The 24,017-nt window shown below is 65.2% G+C and carries 16 protein-coding genes; 10 read left to right on the forward strand and 6 right to left on the reverse strand.

Features of this window, described 5'->3' with window-relative positions:
• Nucleotides 1-105: 105 nt before the first annotated feature.
• Nucleotides 106-7,611 carry an Ig-like domain-containing protein gene (locus B2W55_RS21115; protein WP_024582668.1) on the reverse strand — a complete coding sequence of 2,502 codons (7,506 nt, stop codon included), beginning with the start codon at nucleotides 7,609-7,611 and terminating at the stop codon, nucleotides 106-108.
• 478 nt (nucleotides 7,612-8,089) lie between these two features.
• Between B2W55_RS21115 and B2W55_RS21120 the strand changes: the two genes are divergently transcribed.
• Together B2W55_RS21120 and B2W55_RS21125 are read left to right on the forward strand one after the other, a co-directional pair.
• A complete protein-coding gene (locus tag B2W55_RS21120; RefSeq protein WP_024582667.1) occupies nucleotides 8,090-8,833 on the forward strand; it encodes a thermonuclease family protein in 744 nt (247 codons plus the stop codon).
• Between the two features lie 53 nt (nucleotides 8,834-8,886).
• On the forward strand, nucleotides 8,887-10,383 hold the full coding sequence (locus tag B2W55_RS21125; RefSeq protein ID WP_024582666.1) for a M48 family metalloprotease: 1,497 nt from the start codon (nucleotides 8,887-8,889) through the stop codon (nucleotides 10,381-10,383).
• Nucleotides 10,384-10,560: 177 nt separating this feature from the next.
• Here B2W55_RS21125 and B2W55_RS21130 read toward each other — a convergent pair whose 3' ends face one another.
• Nucleotides 10,561-10,962 carry a c-type cytochrome gene (locus tag B2W55_RS21130; protein ID WP_024582665.1) on the reverse strand — a complete coding sequence of 134 codons (402 nt, stop codon included), beginning with the start codon at nucleotides 10,960-10,962 and terminating at the stop codon, nucleotides 10,561-10,563.
• A 234-nt stretch (nucleotides 10,963-11,196) separates the two neighbouring features.
• Here B2W55_RS21130 and B2W55_RS21135 point away from each other — a divergent pair, with 234 nt between their 5' ends.
• Entirely contained in the window at nucleotides 11,197-11,955 is a 759-nt protein-coding gene (locus B2W55_RS21135; protein ID WP_244442253.1) for a transporter, read from the forward strand.
• 1 nt (nucleotide 11,956) lies between these two features.
• On the opposite strand, the gene B2W55_RS21140 is transcribed toward B2W55_RS21135, so the two are convergent.
• Entirely contained in the window at nucleotides 11,957-13,246 is a 1,290-nt protein-coding gene (locus B2W55_RS21140; protein WP_024582663.1) for an MFS transporter, read from the reverse strand.
• A gap of 244 nt (nucleotides 13,247-13,490) precedes the next feature.
• On the opposite strand from B2W55_RS21140, the gene cyoA reads away from it, so the two are divergent.
• The 7 genes from cyoA to B2W55_RS21175 are packed head-to-tail and all read left to right on the forward strand — an operon-like array spanning nucleotide 13,491 to nucleotide 20,387.
• A complete protein-coding gene (gene cyoA / locus B2W55_RS21145; protein WP_024582662.1) occupies nucleotides 13,491-14,657 on the forward strand; it encodes a ubiquinol oxidase subunit II in 1,167 nt (388 codons plus the stop codon).
• 10 nt (nucleotides 14,658-14,667) lie between these two features.
• Nucleotides 14,668-16,671, forward strand: coding sequence for a cytochrome o ubiquinol oxidase subunit I (cyoB, locus tag B2W55_RS21150; protein WP_024582661.1), 2,004 nt, complete (start codon nucleotides 14,668-14,670; stop codon nucleotides 16,669-16,671).
• Nucleotides 16,668-17,297, forward strand: coding sequence for a cytochrome o ubiquinol oxidase subunit III (gene cyoC, locus B2W55_RS21155; protein WP_024582660.1), 630 nt, complete (start codon nucleotides 16,668-16,670; stop codon nucleotides 17,295-17,297). Before cyoB ends, cyoC begins: the two co-directional genes overlap by 4 nt.
• Complete coding sequence (cyoD, locus tag B2W55_RS21160; protein ID WP_024582659.1) at nucleotides 17,294-17,686, forward strand: cytochrome o ubiquinol oxidase subunit IV; 393 nt, start codon at nucleotides 17,294-17,296, stop codon at nucleotides 17,684-17,686. Before cyoC ends, cyoD begins: the two co-directional genes overlap by 4 nt.
• A complete protein-coding gene (locus tag B2W55_RS21165) occupies nucleotides 17,686-18,519 on the forward strand; it encodes an SURF1 family protein (RefSeq protein WP_192827278.1) in 834 nt (277 codons plus the stop codon). The genes cyoD and B2W55_RS21165 overlap by 1 nt, the downstream gene beginning before the upstream one ends.
• Entirely contained in the window at nucleotides 18,491-19,861 is a 1,371-nt protein-coding gene (locus B2W55_RS21170; RefSeq protein ID WP_024582657.1) for an ATP-binding protein, read from the forward strand. Before B2W55_RS21165 ends, B2W55_RS21170 begins: the two co-directional genes overlap by 29 nt.
• Nucleotides 19,851-20,387: a response regulator transcription factor gene (locus B2W55_RS21175; RefSeq protein WP_024582656.1), complete on the forward strand. Its 537-nt coding sequence runs from the start codon at nucleotides 19,851-19,853 to the stop codon at nucleotides 20,385-20,387. Before B2W55_RS21170 ends, B2W55_RS21175 begins: the two co-directional genes overlap by 11 nt.
• A gap of 191 nt (nucleotides 20,388-20,578) precedes the next feature.
• On the opposite strand, the gene B2W55_RS21180 is transcribed toward B2W55_RS21175, so the two are convergent.
• The 3 genes from B2W55_RS21180 to B2W55_RS21190 all read right to left on the reverse strand — a co-directional run bounded on the left by B2W55_RS21180 (nucleotide 20,579) and on the right by B2W55_RS21190 (nucleotide 23,868).
• On the reverse strand, nucleotides 20,579-21,073 hold the full coding sequence (locus B2W55_RS21180; RefSeq protein ID WP_024582655.1) for a DUF305 domain-containing protein: 495 nt from the start codon (nucleotides 21,071-21,073) through the stop codon (nucleotides 20,579-20,581).
• A gap of 112 nt (nucleotides 21,074-21,185) precedes the next feature.
• Complete coding sequence (locus B2W55_RS21185) at nucleotides 21,186-22,601, reverse strand: YncE family protein (protein ID WP_043855139.1); 1,416 nt, start codon at nucleotides 22,599-22,601, stop codon at nucleotides 21,186-21,188.
• A gap of 328 nt (nucleotides 22,602-22,929) precedes the next feature.
• Nucleotides 22,930-23,868, reverse strand: coding sequence for a GlxA family transcriptional regulator (locus B2W55_RS21190; RefSeq protein WP_024582653.1), 939 nt, complete (start codon nucleotides 23,866-23,868; stop codon nucleotides 22,930-22,932).
• Nucleotides 23,869-24,017 lie beyond the last annotated feature (149 nt).

Below are 24,017 nucleotides of genomic sequence, written 5' to 3' on the forward strand. Positions count from 1 at the left end.
GGCGGATCATGCCGCATGGCCCGCACTGCAGCAAGCCGCACAGGACAGCAATCTGTTTTCCATCAAGCGGAATGAGATGCTGCGCCGGAGCTCGCGGCGCAGCGATCAGAGATGAAAGTCGGGGACGGTCTGATACGGCGTTCCGGGCGGCAGGCCGAGGAACAGATACTGCATGCCATATTGTCCCGCGAATGCCGATGCTGCCGCATCCATGATGACGTGACCGCCCAGATCAAGATGCAGCTCCGGCCGCGTGATCGGTCCGAGCGTGTAGGCCGGCGCGATGGTCTCGTTGATGTGCAGCGCGTCGAACACGGCGGACACGGCCGACAGCGAGGCCGCATTGCCGGCCAGATCCACGACGTTGGCGCCATTCGAGGTGAAACCGGTCACGGCCAGCGCGGCGGCGCGATCCGTCGACGACACGATGTGATCGAACACCAGTTTCGAGGGATCGCTGAGCAGCGCCGTCGCGGCGGCATCATAGATTGCGCTGCCGCCATCGTTCAACGTCAGGGCTGGCGTTCCGCCATTGACGTGAACCGCCTCGTTGAAACCGACGGTCAATTGCACCAGCGCGCCGGTCGCCGCCGCGCCACCGGACGGCGTCGCGGTGATGCCGGTGAGATGGGGCGCTGTCGTGTCGAGGGTGAAGGTCAGGCTCGAAGATGCGCTGACATTGCCGGCGGCATCGACCTCCTGCACCGTCACGGTATGCACGCCGTCGGTCGTGAACACCGGCGCCACCGTGGAGAAGCTCGACGCACCATCTGCCTTGAAGCGCAGCGTATCGGCCGGGTCGGACCTCGTGTAGTCGATCAGCGCATTGCTGGTGATGTGATCGGCACCGGAGAAACCGGTGTCCTGGTGCAACGCCAGCCTTGGGGCCGATGGCGCCTTGGTATCACCGGAGAAATTGATGGTGCCGCTTGCCGCGCCGGCATTGCCGGCGACGTCGGCGTAGCTCGCACCAACGACGGACAGGTCGGCTGACAGATGATCGGTGACGTCAGGCGTGAAGAACGCGGTGTAGATATCCTGACCCAACCCGTTCAGGCCGACATGAATCAGGCTGCCCAGCGTGCCGCCATGGACGGTGACATCGCCGAGCCCGAAGCCCGCGACGGCCTCCGAGAAGATGAACGTCATGCGCGCCGTATCGCCCGCGCGCAGCAAAGTGTGATCGGCCACCACCGACACCGTCGGCGAATGCGTATCGCCGCCGATCGAAGCAGTGTTGCTCGCCGTGCCGGCATTGCCGGCATCGTCGGCATAGCTCGAGGCCGTGACCCGGATCGAGCCAGCCAGCACGTCGTTGATATCTGGCGTGAAGGTCGCGGTGTAGACATCCTGGCCCGACACGTTGAGCCCGACATGGACCAGATTGCTCAGCGCACCGCCGGCGACGACGGTGTCGGTGAGCGCAAAGCCCGTGACGTGCTCCGAGAAGGTGAAGGTGACGACCGACGTCTGGCCGGCCAGCACCGAGTTCGGGGTCGCCGCGACCGACACCGTCGGCGCCTTGGTATCGCCGGTGAAATCGATGGTACCGCTCGCCGCGCCCGCGTTGCCCGCGACGTCGGTATAGCTCGACGCCCTGACCTGCACCGAGCCGACCTCGGCGTTGCTCTCATCTGGCGTGAAGGTCGCCGTGTAGATGTCCTGGCCCGACGCATTGACGCCGACATGGACCAGATGTCCCAACGTCCCGCCATGCACGGTGACGTCACTGAGCGCGAAGCTCGCGAGCTGTTCGGAGAAGGTGAACGTCACCAGCGCGGTCTGGCCCGCCAGCAGCGCGTTGCGGTCCACCGCGATCGACACCGTCGGCGCCAGCGTATCGCCACCGATCGTGGCTGTGTTGCTCGCGGCGCCGGCATTCCCCGCCGTGTCGCTGTAACTGGACGCATTGACCTTCACCGAGCCCGCCTCGGTGTCGCTGACGTCAGGCGTGAAGGTCGCGGTGTAGATGTCGTGGCCGGAGCCGTTGAGCCCGACATGCACGAGATGGCTCAGCACGCCGCCATGCACGGTGGTGCCGGCGAGCGTGAAGCCCGAGACAGCCTCCGAGAAGGCGAAGGTCGCGACCGAGTCGTCGCCGGCCAGCACCGTGTCCGGGTTGAGCGTGACCGACACCGTCGGCGCCAGCGTATCGCCGGTGAAGTTGACCGTGTTGCTGGCTCCGCCGGCATTGCCGGCCGTGTCGCTGTAACTGGATGCGTTGACCTTTATCGAGCCCGCCTCGGCGTTGGTCGCGTCCGGCGTGAAGGTCGCGGTGTAGATGTCCTGACCGGATCCGTTGACGCCGACATGGACGAGGCTGCCCAGCGTGCCGCCATGGACGGTGACGTCATTGAGCGCGAAGCTGGCGACGGCCTCGGAGAAGGTGAAGGTCACCACCGCGGTCTGACCGGCCAGCAGCGCGCTGTGATCGGCGGCCACCGACACGGTCGGCGCCTTGGTGTCGCCAGTGAAGTTGATGGTGTTGCTCGCCACGCCGGAATTGCCGGCGACGTCGGTATAGCTCGACGCATTGACCTGCACCGAGCCCGCCTCGGTGTTGGTCACGTCGGGCGTGAAGGTCGCGGTGTAGACGTCGTGGCCGGAGCTATCGACGCCGACATGGCTGAGGTTACTCAGCGTGCCGCCTGGGACCGTGACATCGCCAAGCCCGAAGCCGGTGACGGCTTCGGAGAAGGTGAAGGTGACCACGGCGCTATCGCCGGCGGTCAGCGTGTTGTGATCGGCGGTGACCTGCACCGTCGGCGCCTTGGTGTCGCCGGTGAAACTCACCGTGCTGCTCGCCGCGCCGGCATTTCCCGCGCTGTCGGCATAGCTCGACGCATTGACCTGCACCGCGCCTGCCTCGGCGTTGGTCACGTCGGGCGTGAAGGTCGCGGTGTAGATGTCCTGGTGCGAGGCGTTGAGGCCGACATGGACGAGGTTGCTCAACGTGCCGCCGCTCACCGTCGTATCCGACAGCGCGAAGCCCGTGACCGCCTCGGAGAAGGTGAAGGTGACGGTCGAGGTCTGCCCGGCCAGCAGCGCGGTCGCGCTCGCCGCCACCGACACGGTCGGCGCCGCGGTGTCGACCACGAGATGCAGGTCCGTTGCCGCACGGCCCAGTCCTGCGTCCTGGCCGCCCGGATCCTTGATGGTGCCGGCATTGAGCGAAAGGCTCTGCACCTGAAGGTCGGAGGTGTTGTCGCCGTCCTGCACGGTGTAACTGAACACCAGCGTGTGCGAGCCGCTGCCGCTGAGATAGGTCGCAGCCTTGCCGTCGTTGAGCAGCAATTGCGGCGCGCCGGTCACGCTGATGGTGTTGCTGAAATTAACCGATATGGTGACGACCTTGCCGGCGTTCAGGACCGTGACGTGACCGGTGGTGTCAGCGGTGACCGAGGTGATGGCTGCCTGCGCACTGATCTCGAGATGCGGCGTGGCGGAGCCATCGGAGGCGAGCATCAGTGAGCTCGCCGAGCCGCCGAGCCCGAAGGTCAGATTGAGCGACGCGAGGACCGTGCCGCCGCTGCTCTTCACCAGCAGCACGCCGTTGGCATAGGACAGCGTCGCCGTCGCGTCGTAGGCGATGTTGGCAAAGTCGATGGTGTCGCCGCCGCCGAAGCCGGTGATCGACGTGCCGAACGCCGTGCCCGAGAACGCCGCGGCATCGAGCACCAGCTTGTCGACGGTGCCGTCGGTGAAAGCGATCGCGCCTGATCCCGCGGCGCCATTCGCTGCCAGTTCGAGGGTGGCGCCCTTGATGACGGTGCCGCCTGAATAGGTGTTGTACGCTGAAAGCACCAGCCGGCCGCCGCCTGTCACCTCGACATCGCCAGGTGCGGCGCCGTCGGAGATGACGCCGCTCTGGGTCACGGTTTGACCGGCGGCGACATTGAAGGTCGGATCGCCGGCGACGGTGATGTTGTGGGTCTGCGTGAAGCTTCCGGTGAAGCTGATGCCGGTGCCGTCGCCCAGCTTCAGGATGCTGGTGACCGCACCGAGATTGACGTTGGCTGAAATCGAAATCACGGTGCCGGCGCCACTGAGCGTGGTGTTGCCGGTGTAGCTGTTGGTGCCGCCGAGCACGACGGTGCCGCCACCGCTGATGGCGACGCTGCCGGTGCCGGCATTGGCGCCGGTGCCGCCATTGCCGCTCTGGTCGGCGATGTCGTTGGCGACGGTGAGCGTCTGGCCGCTGACTGGCGCGAAGCTGAGCGTGTTGTTGCCCTGGATGAAGATGCCGGAGCCCAAGCCCGAGCCGCTGCCCTGGCCACTGCCATCAGTGCCGCCGGCGACCGCGTTGAAGCCCGAATCGTTGGAGAGCGAGCCGCCCTTGACGGTCAGCGAGCCGCCTTGCTGGACGAAGACGGTGCCGCCGGCGCCAAGGCCGCCGCCACCACCCGGCGCGCCGTTGCCATTGGTGCCGCCATTGCCGCCCCCGAAGCCGCCCATCGCGCCGATGCCGCCACCGCCGCCGAAGCCACCATTGCCGCCGTAGCCACCGCCACCGCCGAAGCCGCCATTGCCACCCGCGCCGCCGCCACCGCCGTAGCCGCCATTGCCGCCGTCAAGCGAGTTGCCGCCGCCGATGCCGCCGCCGGCCCCGTTCGCGCGGGTATTGATGCCGACATCGCCCCCGGCGCCGCCACCGCCGCCATTGGCACCGCCTGCCCCGCCTGATCGGTAGTTGTGGATGTACCCGCCCATATAGGGGAAGTCGTATCCATCGCTGCCTCTGCCGCCGCCGGCTGTGCCAGGCACAATGCCACCCGCACCGTTGGAACTGACAACGGAGTCGGAGCCTTGGGCGCCAAGACCGATGCCGCCGCCGCCGCTGCTTCCGCCGCGGCCGCCCATCCCGCCGCCGCCGCCCAGGCCGTAGAAGCTGGTGATACTTCCGGTGCCGCCGCCGCCGCCATTGCCACCGATCGCGGCGCTGTTGTGGAAGATGACATTGTCGATCGTCGCGCTGCCGTTCGACGAGATGAACAGCGCGCCGCCGAGCCCGGCACCGCCACCGCCGCCACCGCGGACGACACCGCCGCCCGCCGCCACCGTGTTCTGGATGGTCAGGTTTTCCAGATTGACGTTGCCTGCATAGACGAAGAAGCCACGCTGGGCGTTGAGGCCGTCGATTGTGTAGGTACCGCCATGGCCATCGCTGCCGTTGATGGTGACGCTCGATCCGCTCAGCAGGTTGAAAGCGTACAACTCCGACGTCAGGCTGAAATTGGCCGTGATGTTGATCGTGTAATTGGCGTTCTGCGCGGCGTTCTGTCCGCCAGAGTCCATTTGCAGGATCGCCGCATTGAGATCGGCGACGCTGGCGACGTTGAACACCCGGGTCGAGATGATCTGCACGATCGTGCCGCCGGTCGCATCCTGCGTGAGCTGGAAGCGGGTGCCGCCGTCGAGCCCGTTCACAGTCAACGTATCAGTCGTGGTGCCGTTGGAGATCGAGAGCGTGTTGCCGGACAGGCTGACCGTGTTGAGCGACGGGTTCTGGGTGTTGTATTGCAGCCCGGTGAGATCGATCTTCTGGCCGGGATTGAAGTTCGAGATCGTGTTGGTGAACGCATTGCCGTTCAGCGCGGCATTGTCGATCTTCAGCGTGCCGGCAAGCCCCGTGCTGAAGGAGATGTTGCCGGTGCCGGCGGCGCCATAGGTCGTGAGCCAGGCTGTCCCCGAATAGATCGTTGTGCTGCTATAGGTGTTGGCATGGCTGAGCACGAAGGTGCCGCCGCCGTCGATGCCGAGATTGCCGCCGCCGCTGATCAGCGCGGTGTCGGTGACGGTCGCGCCGGTCCCGACCGCAACGGATGTGCTGCCGTTCACGACGATCGCGTCGTCAAAGATTCCGCCGCTGGTCAACCCGAGATGGCCGCCATTCAGGTTGAGCGTGCCGGTCAACCCGGCGAGCTGACCGAGCCCGAGTTGCAAGGTGCCCGCACCAGATAGCGTGAATGTGCCGGAGCCGCTGATCGAGCCGGTGTCGGCGATCGTGCCGGACGAGATGTTGAGGGTACCGCCATTAGCGGTGACCTGAATGTCGTGGGTGAAGGTGTAGCCGCCAGTCGTGGTCAGCGTGCCGCCGTTGAGGATCAGCGCGCCGGCCGAGCCGCCGATGTTGTTATCGGCGGTGATCGCGAGCGTGTTGCCGCTGTCGATCTGGGTGCCGCCGACGTAGCTGTTGGCGCCGGTCAGTGTCAGCGTGCCGCCGCCGGAGACGACCAGCTTCCCGCTCGTGCCGGTGCCGCTGATGCCCCTTTCATCCGCGATGGTGTCGGCGATCGTCAGCGTGGTGACGGTCTGCAATCCCTGGGTCGCCGTCGGCACGGTGTGCGTCGGCGTGACGGTCATCGTGCCCTGGATGAAGATACCACCATAGGCGGAGCCGTTGCCGGCGCCGTTGGCGCCGGTGCCGCCGATCTCGGTGCCATTCGTCAGGGTGCCGCCGATGACGGTCAGCTTGCCGCCCTGCTGAACGAAGATGTCGCCGCCGGCACCAAGCCCGCCGCCACCGCCGCCCGCGAGCGAGCCGCTGCCCGCGCCGAAGCCGCCGGTGCCGGGCGTGCCGTTCGAACCGCCGCCACCGCCGCCAAATCCGCCATTGCCGCCGGTATGCGCATATCCGCTGCCATTGCCGGATCCGCCGCCGCCGCCGGCAAAGCCGCCATTGCCGCCGGCGAAGATGCCGCCACCGCCGCCGCCGCCGATACCACCCGTTCCGCCGAAGCCAGCACCGAGACCGTTGGCAGTCGAATTGCCGCCACCGATGCCGCCGCCGCCACCGCCGACACCACCGCCGCCGCCTCCGCCATTCGCGCCACCGGCGGCATGTGCGCCGTAGCCGATGCCGCCGTAATTGTCGCCGCCCTGCCCGCCGCCGGCCGCGCCGCCGATCGTCGCCGGCGTGCCGCTCGCATTGTTCGCGCCGGTCGAGGGATGCTGGGTGTTAGAGCCCGTCTCGGTGTAGCCGTTGCCGCCGGTGCCCTGGTAACCGTAATAGTCCTGGCCGCCGAAGCCGCCGCCACCGCCGCCGCCGCCATTGCCGGCTCCGCCATCGGCACCGATGCCGCCACCACCACCGCCGCCGCCGGCTGGATCGACCGCGCCGCCATCGCCGCCCTTGGCGGTGTTGTTGCCAAAATTGACATTGTTGAGCGTGACGTCGGCGTTCGCTCCGACGAACAGGCCGCCGCCGAGTCCCGCGCCTCCACCACCGCCGCCGGTGCCGCCATTGCCGCCGCTCGCAACCGCATTGATGATGGAGAGGTTCTTGAACGTCACCGTGCCGGAGGTGACGACGAAGCCCTGATAGCCGCGCGCGTCGATGACGTCGCTGTAGTCCTGGCCACCGAGTTGATTGTTGTAGTCGGAGTTGCCGTCGAAGGTGAGTGTCGAGCCGTTCATCAGATTGATGGCCGGCAGATCGTCCAGCAATTGCAGCGTGCGCGCGCCGGACGACAGCGAGAAGTTGATCACGTAATCGGTATTGGCCGCGGCGAGGCCACCGCCGACGCTGATCGCCGTGATCGCTGCATAGAGCTGGGTGTAGTCGTGGACGGGATCGCTGGTCGTCAGCGTCAGAACAACGGGATTCGACACAAGGACCTCGGAAATATGTGCGAGCGACCGCAACGGGCCGCTGTTTCCAAAAATTTCCGACAGTTAGCTTGCAGCGCAAGTCATTGGCAATAATAACAAATTCTCATTCCGTGCACGGAGTTGCAATGGTCAATGGGTAAGGTTGACGGGCGCGACGACGCGCTACTCCGGCGTAAACGACAATCTTCGGCACGATACCGGGCACACGAGAACACGCTCGTCGCGTGGCCAACATGCGGCGGCGTGAAACACGCGCTACGATCATGCGTACGATGAGAAGCGCCGCAGGAAAATGATCGGCGGCAGAACCAGGGATGGTCGGCGTGGTCTCGCTTCGCTTGTGGCCCCGGGACGCGCTTTCCGCCAGACTGTCCTTGGTGACGACAACGCTTGCAACGGAGCGCGCCGGAGTGACGACGAGTGCAGCATGACGTCTCGCCGCGATAGAGCATGGCGTCGCCGGCCGGCGGCTCTGACGATGGCTGCCTGCGCGCTCGCGATCGTCGCATGCATCGGACCTGCCGACGCGGCAGGATGCAATTTCGAGGTGCAGGGCGAGGGCCGCGTCGCCGCCATCGTCGATGCGCGCAGCTTTCGGCTGGACGACGGCCGCGAGGTCAAGCTTGCCGGCATCGAGATTGCCGACCGGGCCAGGGCCGCAGCCGCGCTGTCGGCGCTGCTGCTCGGTCGCGACGTGACGCTGCGCGGCCAGGACGACACGCCGGACCGCTATGGACGGCAGCCGGCCTTTGCCTTCCTCGCGGCCAGCGACGTGCCGGTGCAGGGGGAGTTGCTGCGCCATGGCCTCGCGCTGGCATCATCTGATATCGCCGACAAGGACTGCGCCACCGCCCTGATGGCCGCGGAGGCCGAGGCGCGGGCCGCCCGATCGGGAACCTGGGGCGAGGCCAGCGTCATAAAAAACGCCGAAAGTCCCGGCGATATTTTGGCCGGGATCGGGCGCTTTACAGTGGTCGAGGGCAGGGTTTTGTCCGTGCGCCAGGCGGGGGCGACGACCTACCTGAATTTCGGCCGAAACTGGACACAGGACTTTGCTGTGACTATTTCAAAGCGCATAGTCCCTGCGTTCGAGGCCGCCGGGCTTGCGCCCAAGTCTCTGGAAAATCGCAGGATTCGTGTGCGAGGCTGGGTTGAGGCACGACGTGGGCCGCGAATCGAACTGCTCCGGGTGGGACAGCTTGAGCTACTCGGCGGGAACTAGGCCGCACAAGCCATGCCGCTGACCGGTTGCGGGACAATGTGTGAGTTTTGGACGTGATTGAACGCGCAGGACGGCGTGAACAAGGGACTGGCCGCCGCCTTTCGGCTGCGCCGGCGCTCGTTTGCGCGGCCCTGACGCTGTCGGCCTGCGGCAATGTCGGCCGGTTCGAGCAGGTCACCCCGACCGCAGCGGCGGCGCCGCCGGTGAAACCGAACCGCGTGGTGCAGCAGACGCCCTCGAGCGAGCGCGAGCACGAACGCATCCTGTCGTCCTATGGCGGGGCCTATGACGATCCCAGGCTCGAGGCCCTGATCAACAAGACCGTCGAGCGGCTGGTCGCCGCGTCCGAACGGCCCGACCAGGCCTACAAGGTGACGATCCTCAATTCCGGCGCGGTCAACGCCTTCGCGCTGCCGACCGGCCAGCTCTATGTGACGCGCGGCCTGATCGCGCTGGCCAGCGACACCTCCGAGCTCTCCTCGGTGCTGAGCCACGAGATGGCGCATGTGCTGGCCAAGCACGCCGCAATGCGCGAGGACCAGGCGCGCCAGGCCGCGGTGGTGACGCGGGTCGTCACCGACATGAGCAGCGACCCCGATCTCACGGCGCTGGCGCTGGCCAAGACCAAGCTGACGATGGCGAGCTTCTCGCGGCAGCAGGAGTTCGAGGCCGACGGCATCGGCGTCGGGATCGCCGCGCGCGCGCATTTCGATCCCTATGGCGCGGCGCGCTTCCTGACCGCAATGGAGCGCAACGCTGCGCTGAAGGTCGGCAAGACCGCGCTCGATCCGCGCGCGCAAGATTTCACCTCGTCGCATCCGGCGACGCCGGAGCGCATCTCCAATGCGCAGACCACCGCGCGGCAATACTCGTCGCCCGAGAACGACGAGCGCGACCGCGAGACCTATCTCGCCGCGATCGACAACATCGTCTATGGCGAGGATCCCAGCGAAGGCTTCGTGCGCGGCCGCCGATTCCTGCATCCGAAGCTCGGCTTCACCTTCACCGCGCCCGAGAATTTCACGCTCGACAACACCGCACAGGCGGTGATCGGCGTGCGCGAAGGCGGCAGCCAGGCGATGCGCTTCGACGTGGTACGGGTGCCGGCCGAGCAGACGCTCGGCGATTATCTGAATTCCGGCTGGATGGAAGGCGTCGAGAAATCCTCGACCGAGGACCTCAACATCAATGGTTTTCCGGCAGCTTCGGCCACCGCGCATGGCGACCAGTGGCAGTTCAAGGTCTACGCGCTGCGCTTCGGCAGCGACGTCTACCGCTTCATCTTCGCCGCCAAGCAGAAATCCACCGAGAGCGAGCGCAATGCGCGCGAGACCGTCAATTCATTCCGTCGTCTGACGCTCGATGAGATCCAGGCCGCGCGCCCGCTGCGCATCAAGGTCATCAACGTGCAGCCCGGCGACACCGTGGAATCGCTGTCGCACCGCATGGCCGGCGTCGATCATCCGGCCGAGCGCTTCCGCGTGCTCAACGGCCTCGACGCCCACGCCCAGGTGAAGCCGCGCGACCGCGTCAAGATCGTGGTGGATTGAGCCTGCGAAGCGTCGCGCTCGCACCTCACCACCGCTGTTGTCCCGGCGAAGGCCGGGACCCATAACCACAGGGTAGCGTTGTTCGAGCGCGCTGTGGCCCCAGCCGCTTCCAACAATCACCTTCGGTGATAAGGGTTCCGGCCTTCGCCGGGACGACGGGTGGAGAAGCTTGGCGCCCTACTTCGCCTTCTCCTTGAGGAAGGCGATGATGTCGGCGCGGTCCTTCGGATCCTGAACCTCGTAGAACATCTTGGTGCCCGGCACCATCGCGTCCGGACCGGAGAGCCATTTGTCGAGATTGGCCTCGGTCCACACGATCTTCGAGTTCTTCAGCGCCGGCGAGTAATTGTAGCCCGCGACGGTCCCGGCAACGCGGCCCACGACGCCCTTGTGCATCGGGCCGACATCGTTCTTCTCGATCGAATGGCAATCGCCGCAGCCCTGGTACAGCGTGGCGCCGCGCACCGGATCGCCCGCCGCGCGGGCGCCGTTCAACGAAAGCAGGATCGCGATGGCCGCCATCGCGGCGATTTTGGCGTGCCGCAGCGCCGGCACGCCCGCGATCGAACGAATGGTCATTGCAGTGGTCTCCTGTTTGCCACGACGACAGGAGCAGCCACACCACCATTCTATTCCTCGACATGCCGCACACCCTCGCTTGAGGGAGATTTTTGAAGCCGCCAGGAATATCCGCGCGCCACCGGCAATCTCACTCGGAAGCTGCCACCTCCGCAGCGGCGCCGCGCTATGGGAGCATCCCCAGTGTTTCGCAATCGGTTCGGCGCCGTCGCTCGACTTGCCGGATGCGCGTGCATGCTTGCTGCGTTCACCGCCGCAGCAGCCACCGCCGCGCGCGCGGACGGCTGTCCAAAGCCGGGCGACGACATTGCGACCGACCGGCCCGACGTCACCAATTCGAGCATCGTCGTGCCGGTCGGGAGCTTGCAGAACGAGAACGGCAGCAACCTGACCGGACGCGACGGCGGCCGCAGCATCGACGGCAGCAACAGCCGCTGGCGGCTCGGCATCGCGCCCTGCCTCGAGGTGCTGGTCGACTTGCCGAGCTATCTCGGAACAATGAGATCGCCCGGTCCATCCGGCTTTTCCGACGTCGCGCCCGGCATCAAATGGCAGATCAGCCCAGTGCCGGGGAAGATCGACCTCTCGCTCGCGGCCGGCGTCGCACTGCCGACCGGCGCGGTCGACGTCGCCGGGCGCGGCACGCAGCCCTATATCCAACTGCCATGGTCATGGGAGCTGCATGACGGCTGGGGCGTCAGCGGCATGTTCACGGAATTCTTTCGCCCCTCCGAGCTGACCGGCCGGCAGATGTCGGAAGCGACCTTCGTGATCGAGAAGAAACTGACCGCGCGGATCAGCGTCTTCACCGAATATGTCGGCGACTATCCCGACGGCGCGCGGCCGACCCAGCTGATCAATTCCGGCGGCATGGTTCAGATCACGCCGACCCAGCAGGTCGACCTCCATGTCGCCTTCGGGCTCAACCGCAACTCGCCGAACACTATCGTCGGCCTGGGCTATTCGTTCCGCGTCGACGGACTGTTCCGCTAGCTCAACCCTCGGCTTCGCGCAGGCCGCTCAGCCAAAGCGCCAGCAGCGTCCACACCGCGCCCGACAACAGATACGCGCCGGCCGAGATCAGGCCGAAATGCGTGGCCAGCAGCAGCGCGGCCAGCGGCGCGAAGCCGGCGCCGAACAGCCAGGCGAAATCCGAGGTCAGCGCCGAGGCCGTGTAGCGATAGGTCGATGCGAAGCTGGAGGCGATCGCGCCCGACGACTGGCCGAACGACAGGCCGAGCAGCACGAAGCCGAGCACCATGTACACGGTTTCGCCGAACGCGCCGGCATCGAGCAACTGCGGGGCAAAGCCGCTATAGACCGCGATCGCGACCGCCGAGCCCAGCAGCAGCGGCTTGCGCCCGACGCGGTCGGCGATCATGCCGGAGGCGATGATCGCGACGACGCCGACCATGGCGCCGATCATCTCGATGATCAGGAAGCGTACCGGGCTTTCCCTGGTGAACAGGAACACCCAGGACAGCGGAAACACCGTGACCATGTGGAACAGGGCGAAGCTCGCCAGCGGCGCGAAGGCGCCGAGCAGGATGTGGCGGCCTTCCTGCGCGACGGTCTCGCCGACCGGCGCCGGCTCCAGGTCGCGGCTCTCGAACAGCTCGGAATATTCGTCGGTCGCCACCATGCGCAGCCGCGCGAACAGCGCCACCACGTTGATGGCGAAGGCGACGAAGAACGGATAGCGCCAGCCCCAGTCGAAGAAATCATCGGCCGAGAGATTGCCGGCGAAGAAGGCGAACAGCGCGCTCGCCACGATCAGCCCGAGCGGCGCGCCGAGCTGCGGCACCATCGCATACCAGCCACGGCGATTTGCCGGCGCGTTCATCGCAAGCAGCGAGGCGAGCCCGTCCCATGCGCCGCCCCAGGCGATGCCTTGCAGGACGCGCGCGGCGGCCAAAAGCCAGATCGCGGCGACACCGATCGTGTCGTAGCCGGGCAGGAAGGCGATCGCCACCGTCGAGGTGCCGAGCAGGAACAGCGCGATGACGAGCTTGGCGCCCTTGCCGTGGCGGCGGTCGACCGCCATGAAGATCACGGTGCCGAGCGGCCGCGCGGCGAACGCCAGTGCGAAGATGCCGAACGAATAGAGCGTGCCGGTCAGCTCGTTGACGAACGGGAACACCAGCTTCGGGAACACGATCACCGAGGCGATGGCATAGACGAAGAAGTCGAAGAATTCCGAGGTCCGTCCGATGATGACGCCGATGGCGATCTCGCCGGGTTTCGCCTGCCCGTGACCTGATGCCGTCGGGGTGCCGTGAGCCATTGCTGGGGCCTGTGCCATCGCCGGAGAACCGTCCTTTGGAGCATAATCCGGGAACATGGAAACTGGTTTTCCGGCCGGATGTTGCTCAAGCAAGAGATGCGTCCACGGGCGCTTTGCCACGCGGTCCACCTCACTTTCTGAGCTTCTATCCCGCAGTGCAACATTGGACAAATTGTCCAATGTCAACTTTGCTGCATCGCAGCTACCCGTTGGCCGAACTCATAAAATTCCAGTGGGGTGAGCCGTGCGCGCCTTGAAATTATTGGCCTTATTGCCCTTCGCGGCGCTCCTTGGCGGGTGCGATTTCGTCGTCCTGGCGCCCGCCGGCGACGTCGCCGTCCAGCAGCGCGACCTCGTCGTGATCTCCACCGTCCTGATGCTGATCATCGTGCTCCCGGTGATGGCGCTGACCGTGTTCTTTGCCTGGCGCTACCGCCAGTCCAACACCGCGGCACCTTACGAGCCGGAGTGGGATCACTCCACCCAGCTCGAGCTGGTGATCTGGTCGGCGCCGCTGCTGATCATCATCTGCCTCGGCGCGTTGACCTGGATGGGCACGCATCTGCTCGATCCCTACCGCTCGCTCGGCCGCATCGCCGCGAACAAGCCGATCGAGAGCAAGGACGCCCCGCTCAATGTCGAGGTGGTCGCGCTCGACTGGAAGTGGCTGTTCATCTACCCGGATTACGGCGTTGCCGCCGTCAACGAGCTCGCCGCTCCCGTCGATCGCCCGATCCGCTTCCGCATCACGGCCTCGTCCGTGATGAACTCGTTCTACATCCCCGCCCTTGCCGGCCAGATCTACGCCATGCCCGGCATGGAGACCAAGCTGCACGCGGTCGCCAACAAGGAAGGCACCTTCCGCGGCTTCTCCGCCAATTACAGCGGCGCCGGCTTCTCCGGCATGCACTTCGAGTTCAAGAGCCTGTCGGCCACAGGCTTCGACAAATGGATCGCCAACACCAAGGCCAGTTCCAACATGCTCGGCCGCAGCGACTATCTCCAGCTCGAGCGCCCGAGCCAGGACGATCCGGTGCGGCTCTACGGCACCGTGGATCGCGATCTTTACAAGGCGATCCTCAACATGTGCGTCGAGCCCGGCAAGATGTGCATGAGCGAGATGATGGCGATCGACGCCAAGGGCGGCCTGGGGCGCGAGGGCCTCAACAACACGCTGCCGCTCACCTACGACAAATACGCCCGCCGCGGCGCACCGCTCGGCACCGGACCGACTTTCGTCGCCGGCATCTGCTCGATGGACGAGATCAAGGACGCGCCGTCGCGCGAGGTCACCGCGCCGCTCGACCTGACGCCGCTGCGCGGCTTCGGGCTGAAGCGCCCGCCGTTCTCGCCGGCGCAGCCGTCATCGACCTCTTTGCTGCTCGGCCAGCGTCCGAAATCAGAGTCCTGAGGAGGACCGCATGAATCCCGATCTCGTCAAGATGATCTTCGGCCGCCTCAATCTGGAAGCGCTGCCGATCCACGAGCCGATCCTGGTCGGCACCTTCGCGGTGGTCGCGACCGGCGGCCTCGCGCTGTTCGCGCTCGTCACCTACTTCCGGCTCTGGGGCTATCTGTGGCGCGAGTGGTTCACCACCGTCGACCACAAGCGCATCGGCATCATGTACATGATCCTCGGCATCGTGATGCTGCTGCGCGGCTTCGCGGACGCGCTGATGATGCGTATGCAGCAGGCGATCGCCTTCAACGGCTCCGACGGCTACCTGCCGGCCCATCACTACGACCAGGTCTTCACCGCCCACGGCGTGATCATGATCTTCTTCGTGGCGATGCCGCTGGTCACCGGCCTGATGAACTACGTGGTGCCGCTGCAAATCGGCGCCCGCGACGTCTCTTTCCCGTTCCTCAACAATTTCAGCTTCTGGATGACGGTCGGCGGCGCGGTGCTGGTGATGATGTCGCTGTTCGTCGGCGAGTTCGCCCGCACCGGCTGGCTCGCCTACCCGCCGCTGTCGAACATCGGCTACAGTCCTGACGTCGGTGTCGATTATTACATATGGGGACTACAGGTCGCCGGCGTCGGCACAACGCTATCGGGCATCAACCTGGTCTGCACCATCGTCAAGCTGCGCGCGCCGGGCATGACGATGATGAAGATGCCGGTGTTCACCTGGACCTCGCTCTGCACCAACGTCCTGATCGTCGCTTCCTTCCCGGTCCTGACCGCGGTGCTGGCGCTGCTCTCGCTCGACCGTTACGTCGGCACCAACTTCTTCACGAACGACTTCGGCGGCAACCCGATGATGTACGTGAACCTGATCTGGATCTGGGGCCATCCCGAGGTCTACATCCTGGTGCTGCCGGCGTTCGGCATCTTCTCCGAGGTGACCGCGACGTTCTCCGGCAAGCGACTGTTCGGCTATACCTCGATGGTCTACGCCACCGTCGTCATCACCATCCTGTCCTACCTGGTCTGGCTGCACCACTTCTTCACGATGGGCTCCGGCGCCAGCGTAAACTCGTTCTTCGGCATCACCACCATGATCATCTCGATCCCGACGGGCGCGAAGATGTTCAACTGGCTGTTCACGATGTATCGCGGCCGCATCCGCTTCGAGCTGCCGATGATGTGGACGGTGGCGTTCATGCTGACCTTCGTGATCGGCGGCATGACCGGCGTGCTGCTCGCGGTGCCGCCGGCCGATTTCGTGCTGCATAACAGCCTGTTCCTGATCGCGCATTTCCACAACGTGATCATCGGCGGCGTGCTGTTCGGCCTGTTCGCCGGCATCAACTACTGGTTCCCGAAGGCGTTCGGCTTCCGGCTCGATCCGTTCTGGGGCAAGCTGTCGTTCTGGTTCTGGGTCTCGGGCTTCTACTTCGCCTTCATGCCGCTCTACGTGCTCGGCCTGATGGGCGTGACGAGACGGCTCCGCGTGTTCGACGACCCCTCCTTGCAGATCTGGTTCGTGATCGCGGCCTTCGGCGCCTTCCTGATCCTGCTCGGCATCGGCGCGATGCTGGTGCAGTTCGCGGTCAGCATCCTCCGGCGCGAGCAGCTCAAGGACACCACCGGCGATCCCTGGAACGCACGGACGCTGGAATGGGCGACCTCCTCGCCGCCACCGGACTACAACTTCGCCTTCACGCCCGTAGTCTATGACAACGACGCCTGGTGGGACATGAAGCGCCGCGGCTACAAGCGCCCGCTGACCGGCTTCAAGCCGATCCACATGCCCTCCAACACCGGCACCGGCATCATCCTCGCCGGCTTCGCGACGGTGATGGGATTTGCGCTGATCTGGTACATCTGGTGGCTCGCCGCCGTCAGCTTCGTTGCGCTGCTCGCGGTCGCGATCGGCCATACCTTCAACTATCACCGCGACTTCCACATCCCTGCGGATGAGGTGGTGCGGACCGAAGACGCGCGGACGCGTGTTCTCGCCGCGGGAGCCCAGACATGAGCGTAGCAACGATAACCACTCAGGATTCCGAGCCGGTCTTCCACGTCGTCGACGAACACGATCATCCGGAAGGCGCCAGCACCATGCTGGGCTTCTGGATCTACCTGATGAGCGACTGCCTCATCTTCGCGATGCTGTTTGCGACCTATGGCGTGCTCGGCGGCAACTATGCCGCCGGTCCGGCGCCGAAGGACCTGTTCGACCTCAAGCTGGTCGCGCTCAACACCACGATGCTGCTGCTCTCCTCGATCACCTATGGCTTCGCCATGCTGACGATGGAGAAGTCGAAGATCGGGCAGACCCAACTCTGGCTCGCGATCACCGGGCTGTTCGGCCTCGCCTTCCTCGGCATCGAGCTCACCGAGTTCGCCCACATGATCCATGAGGGCGCGACGCCGCAGCGCAGCGCCTTCCTGTCGTCGTTCTTCACGCTGGTCGGCACCCACGGCCTGCACGTCACCTTCGGCCTGGTCTGGCTGGTGACGCTGATGGTGCAGACTGCGCGTTTCGGCCTGACCGAAGCCAACCGGCGCCGGCTGATGTGCCTGTCGATGTTCTGGCACTTCCTGGACGTGGTCTGGATCGGCGTCTTCACCTTCGTCTACCTGCTGGGAATGCTGCGATGACAACGGAAGCCCGTACCCTCGAAGGCCATGGTGGCGGCCACGGCCATGACGACCACGGCGGCGCCGCGCACGGCTCGCTGAAGAGCTACCTGATCGGCTTCGGTCTCTCGGTCGTCCTCACCGCCATCCCGTTCTGGCTGGTGATGACCGGCGCGATCGCCGACAAGCAGGTCACCGCGCTGATCGTGCTGGTGCTCGCCGCGGTGCAGATCGTCGTGCACATGGTGTACTTCCTGCACATGAACACGCGATCCGAGAACGGCTGGACCATGCTGGCGCTGATTTTCACCGTGATCATGGTGGTGATCGCGCTGACCGGCTCGCTGTGGGTCATGCATCACCTCAACGTCAACATGATGCCGATGCACGACATGAGCCAGATGCCGTGATGATGCGATCCGCCAGACCCTCGCTTGTGCTGCTCACGCTCGGCATGCTGGGCGTGGCACTGCTGAGCGCGCTCGGCGTCTGGCAGATCGAACGCAGGACCTGGAAGCTGGCGCTGATCGAGCGGGTCGAGCAGCGCATGCATGCCGTGCCGGTCGCGCCGCCGCCGCCATCGGCATGGCCGGCGGTCACCGCCGCGAGCGACGAGTACCGCCGCGTCACCCTGCGCGGCAGCTTCCTCGATGCCGACGGAACGCTGGTGCAAGCCGTCACGGCGGATGGTCCCGGCTTCTGGGTGCTGACCCCGCTGCAAGTCGCTGACGGAACCACGGTGCTGGTCAATCGCGGCTTTGTTCCGCCAGACAGGCGCGATCCCGCGACGCGGCGCGGCGGCGAGCCGCAGGGACCGGTCAGCGTCACCGGGCTGCTGCGGGTCTCGGAGCCGAACGGCGGCTTCCTGCGTAGCAATGACCCCGCGGCCGGACGCTGGTATTCCCGCGACGTCGCCGCGATCGCGGCAGTGCACGGATTGTCGAATGTGGCGCCGTTCTTCGTCGACGCCGATGCGACGCCAAATCCTGGCGGTTACCCGGTCGGCGGGCTCACGATCGTCCGGTTTCCGAACAACCACCTGATTTACGCGCTGACATGGTTCGCGCTGGCCCTTATGCTGGCGGGCGCGCTCCTGCGCGTAGCACGCGGCAGGGGCCGCGCCGGCGTCTCCGATCCAAGGTGGGACTCACGACGCGCCGCCGTGCGCCGCCTGATTGGCGCAGCCCGCAACCTGTCTCGCGACCCAGGCCCCGATGCTCGAGCGCACACCGGACCCGCATGACGAGAAAGCCGCGACCGGCGCCACCGTGAGCGCGGCTGTCGGCATGCCGTTCGATCTCGCGGCACCGGCCGACCTCGCGACCAATCGCAAGAACATGGCCCTGCTGGTCCAGCTGCGCTGGATCGCCGTGATCGGCCAGATCGCCACCATCGGCTTCGTGCAGTTCTGGATGGGCGTCGCGCTGCCGCTGCTGCCGATGGCGGCAGTGATCTCGGGGTTGGTGGTGCTCAACCTCGTCAGCCTGCTGTGGCTGCGCTACCGCGCCGACATCAACAACCGCGAGCTCTTGATCGCGCTGGCGCTCGACGTGGCGGCGCTGACCGCCTTGCTCTATCTCAGCGGCGGCGCCACCAATCCCTTCACGTCGCTCTATCTGCTGCAAGTGACGCTCGGCGCGGTGCTGCTCGATGCGCCCTCGACCTGGTCGCTGGTCGCACTGGTCTGCATGAACTTCGCCTGGCTGACCAGCTACTACCGGCCGCTGGAGCTACCGCAGCAGGGCTTTGCCGACGCGTTCAATCTCTATGTCGTCGGCACCTTCATCGGGCTTGCGCTCGACGCCGTACTGCTGGTGATCTTCATGACCCGGATCAACCGCAACCTGCGCGATCGCGACCTTCGTCTCGCCGCGATGCGGCAGCAAGCCGCCGAGCAGGACCACATCGTCCAGATGGGGCTGCTCGCCTCGGGCGCCGCGCATGAGCTCGGCACGCCGCTCGCCTCGCTCTCGGTCATTCTGGGCGACTGGCGGCGGATGCCCGCGCTCGCCTCCGATCCCGAACTGTCACAGGACCTCGGCGAGATGGAGATCGCGGTCCAGCGCTGCAAGTCGATCGTGACGGGCATCCTGCTGTCGGCAGGTGAGGCCCGCGGCGAAGGCTCCGCCCCGACCACGGTCGCCGAGTTCCTGACCGCGCTGGTCGAGGAATGGCGGACCACGCGACCGTCGGCCACGCTGTACTTCCGCAACGCCTTCGGCTCCGATCTGGCGATCGTCTCCGACATCGCGCTCAAGCAGGCGATCTTCAACGTGCTCGACAATGCCGCCGAGGTCTCGCGCGACTGGATCGAGCTGATGGCCGAGCGCAATGCCGACAGGCTGCTGCTGTCGGTGACCGATCGCGGCCCCGGCTTCTCGCGCGAGATGCTGGCGCATATCGGCAAGCCCTATCAGTCGACCAAGGGCAGCTCCGGCAGCGGCCTCGGCCTGTTCCTGGTGGTCAACGTCGTGCGCAAGCTCGGCGGTGTGGTGACGGCGCGCAATCGGCCGGACATCGGCGCCGCGGTCAGGCTCGAGCTGCCGCTCTCGACACTCGCGATCGGAGACGATCTTGACGGATGAACGCCAGCTCCTGATCGTCGAGGACGACGCCGGCTTCGCGCGCACGCTGAAGCGTTCGTTCGAGCGCCGCGGCTATGGCGTCGCGGTGTCGGCCTCGCTCGACGAGGTCCGCGAGCTGCTCGATCAGCAATCGCCGGGCTATGCCGTGGTCGACTTGAAGCTCGCCGGCGGCGCCTCGGGACTTGCCTGCGTCGAAGCGCTGCATGCGCATGATCCCGACATGCTGATCGTGGTGCTGACCGGGTTCGCCAGCATCGCAACCGCGGTCGAGGCGATCAAGCTCGGCGCCTGCCACTATCTGGCAAAGCCGTCGAACACCGACGACATCGAGGCCGCGTTCCAGAAAGCCGCCGGCAACGCCGCCATCGAGGTCGGCGCGCGGCCGACCTCGATCAAGACGCTGGAATGGGAGCGCATCCACCAGACCCTGATGGAGACCGACTTCAACATCTCCGAGGCCGCCCGCCGCCTCGGCATGCACCGCCGGACGCTGGCCCGCAAGCTGGAGAAGCAGCGGGTGAAATGACGACTCGTTGCCGTGCTGCCATGTCCGAGATCTCCGGTACAGCTGCCCCCCTGCGGTACGAATGACTTCGCCGTCGACGCAACGTTCGCCCCCGGTGCCGGCCGCCCGGTGGTCACGGCCTACGAGTATGGCCGCAACATCGCACGGGTATTGCTCGCGCCGTTCGGACTGACGCTGCTGTTCACGGCCGATCAACGGGACCCAATTTCGATTTCGATACTCCCGATCCGCGTTGGCGCCGGTGCCGAGGGCGGTAGTTCCTCGCCGATCGCGAGCCGCATCGCCACCACTTCTTGCTGTTGCTCGACGATGATCTCCTGGGCAATGCGCTGCAGTTGCGCATTGCTGCCGAAGCGTAGATAGACTTGGGCCATGTCGATCGCTGCTTGATGATGCGGCATCATCATCTGAACGAAGTCGTGGTCGAGCTTCCCGGTTGGCGGCGCGATCATGCCGTACATCATCTTTTCCATGGAATTATTCATGGCGATCAGGTACGCGGTCTCATCACCAAACTTGTCGGTCCCGGCATTGCAGATCGACATCAGGTTCGACACCAGAAGCTGAAGTTGCGAAGGCGACTTCAACGCTGCCGGCGGCGCCAGCCTGCTTATCGCAACAAACATCGCAGCTGCACCGAAGAGTGCGCAGATGAGATAGACCGCGGATGTCTTCAGACGTTTCATGTTGCTGAACCGACGCTCGACACGTCGATTTCTCCTCTGTTGACGCGAGACTTCGAAGCTTCCACCTGATCCGGCGGATGGTGGCCCGCCCCGAAAGGACAGGCCACGGCGGTCATTCCGACTGGACCTGAAGGACTTCGCCGGGCTTGCCGTCGATCGAGGTCGCAATCACGAGATAACGCTTCGCGGCGCTGTGTTTCGCATCGACGATCTGTCGGATCGGACCGACAGCCTGGACGACTTGCGCACCGGCAGCATTGGTCATGAAGCTCGATAGGCCCTCGAGCGCGCCGCTGCCGTCGGGTTTGTCGGACAGAGCGAGGACATAGAGCTTCTTCGGCTCGAGACCGGTGACCGCCGCCTGGACAAACTGGGTCAGACCTTGCTCGAACAGCGATACGCTTGTCGGCGCCTTGCTGCTTTCGCGGTTTCCTTTGGCAACCAGCTTCAGATGGGCGGCCTGACTTGCGACGCCGAGCGGCACGAGGTTCTGCAGACCGTCGCCTTCGGGCACGGCATTCGGCACGTAGGCGACAGCCTGTGCTCCCTGACCGATCGGAATGTTGGCGACGACCTTGTTGGCCAAGGTGTCGATCACCGCGAACTGGTCGGCATTTTCGAGACCGACATAGACACGCGTGCCGTTACCGGAAGGCCATATGCCGTGCGGCAGGCTACCGACCGGAATGGTCGCGACCTGTTCGAATGTGTCGGTGCGGAAAACCTTCACTTCGTTCAGTCCGCCGACAGTCACATAGGCGAAGCTGCCATTCTTGTTGACGACGAAATTGACGTGATTGGAGATCGGTCCGGTATCAATGGTCTTGACCAGGTCGAACGGCGGCTGGGCATTGAAAACCTGTGTCTTGCCGGTGTCCTTCAGCGTAAACCAGACCTGCTTGCCGTCGGCGGATGCAGCAATATTCGGGCAGAACGGGCTCGCCTGCTTCACGTGGCCGACGATCTTGTGGTCGGCGACAGTGATGACGGCAACTTCGGGCGTGAAGGACGAACACACATAGCCGTATTTGCCGTCCGGCGAGAAGATTTGCATCCCGGGCCCGTTGGCGACCTTGATGCGGGTTTTCTCCTCGAAACTATTGGCGTCGACGACCGAGACATAATCCTCGCCGCGTACCGTGACCCACACCTCCTTGCCGTCGGGGGTATAGAATGCCTCGTGCGGCGCACGACCAACGTAGGTCGTATGCTTGACCGCATTGGTCGCCGTGTCGATGAAGGTCAACGAGTTGGTACCGATCGATACGACAACGAGCGTCTTGTGATCGGGCGAGAAGCCGAGACCGTGAACGAGGACTTGCCCCCTGTAGAGCGGGCTCAGATTGGTCGGCTGCGGGTCGCCAAGCCTGATGACACCGAGCAGCTTGTTATCGACCGGATCGGAAACAGAGACCGTGTTGGAATACTGCTCGGCGGCGTAGAGCCGATCCTTGTGACTGATCGGAATATCGGGATCGGATGCGGCGCCTGGTGCCTGCCCGGCAAAGCTTGCGATCGGGGTGAACATGCTCGCGGCGAGAAGGGCCAGGCGCAAAAGAGAAAGTCGCACGGGTTCGGTCCTTTCAATTGGCCGGCTCGTCGTCTGCACGACCGGCGCTCCGATGAAGGCACAGGCAAGCGATCGCCAAGCGCCGTGCGCATGGCTGCGATTTCCTGTTGGTGTTCGACGATGATTTCCCTCTACGGGGCAGCCGCAGCCGAGGAAGGATTTGCTGCTCAACCGGGTTGGCGTCGCGTCTTACATCCACGTTTCATGGTGAGCGGAATTAAGGTCGGGAACGGGTGAGCGACAAGGCCAAATATCCGTCATTTTCGGTCATTGACGGGAGCGGGGGTCAGATACCGCGCGAAGCTCTGCGAAGCGATTGAGGCGACCGGCCAAAGGCGCGGATGAAAGCGCGCCGCATCCTGTCTGGATCCTGGAAACCGGTCCTGGCAGCGACGCGATCAATCAGCTCCCCCTGGGACAAAACCCGTTCACGCGCCGCTTCGAGCCGCAGCCTTTCGATGGCCTTCGACGGTGTCGATCCGGTCTCGGCGGTGAAGACTCTCGCGAAGTGGCGAGAACTGAGGCCCGCTTGCTCAGCAAGGATCTCGACCGTCAGCGGTTGATCGAGATGTTCGCGCGCCCACGACAGCAAGGCGCTGAAACGACCGGTCGGCGTCTGCAACTCCAGCAGGGACGAAAATTGCGACTGGCCGCCGCCGCGTCGATGGTAAAGCACAAGCTGGCGCGCGGTGTCCCGAGCGATCACGTCGCCGTGGTCTTCGGCAACCATGGCAAGCGCCAGATCAATTCCTGCCGTGATGCCGGCGGAGGTCCAGATGTCGCCGTCGCGGAGGAAGATGCGGTCGGGATCCAGCTTCACTTTGGGATAACGCGAAATGAAATCCCGCGCACGCCCCCAATGTGTGGTTGCTTGCCGTCCGTCCAGCAAGCCTGCTTCGGCAAGGATATAAGCGCCAGAACAAACGCTAGCCAACCTCACGCCTTGCTGGGCCAGCTGACGCACAAAGGAGATCGTCTCTCTGCATTCGATAGCCGAATGCACGCCGTGGCCGCCCGCCACGACGAGAGTCGAGAGCGAATTCGACGAAGCGAGGCTCGATGCAAGCACTTCGACGCCTGCCGAGCTCGGCACGGGCCCGGCGTTGATGGCGAGCATCCGAACCTCGGAGGTCTTTGATGCGAACCGGGCAGCAAACTCGAAAACCGCGATTGGGCCGGTCGCATCCAGCAATTGAAAGCCGGGAAAGATCAAGATGCCTATCATGGCCAGCTCCGCGATCGAGAGAGGACGTCTTGCCCGTAACATGGCAGCATGGCGGCGCCATGGCAGCGAAATCTGGTCGCTGCCGAATGGCTTTAAGCCTTGCAGAGTGCAGAGACCACGTCGCTGGTTGGGCGACACCGCCGCCCCCA

This window comes from Bradyrhizobium sp. UBA2491 (assembly GCF_002341725.1).
Classification (GTDB): Bacteria; Pseudomonadota; Alphaproteobacteria; order Rhizobiales; family Xanthobacteraceae; genus Bradyrhizobium.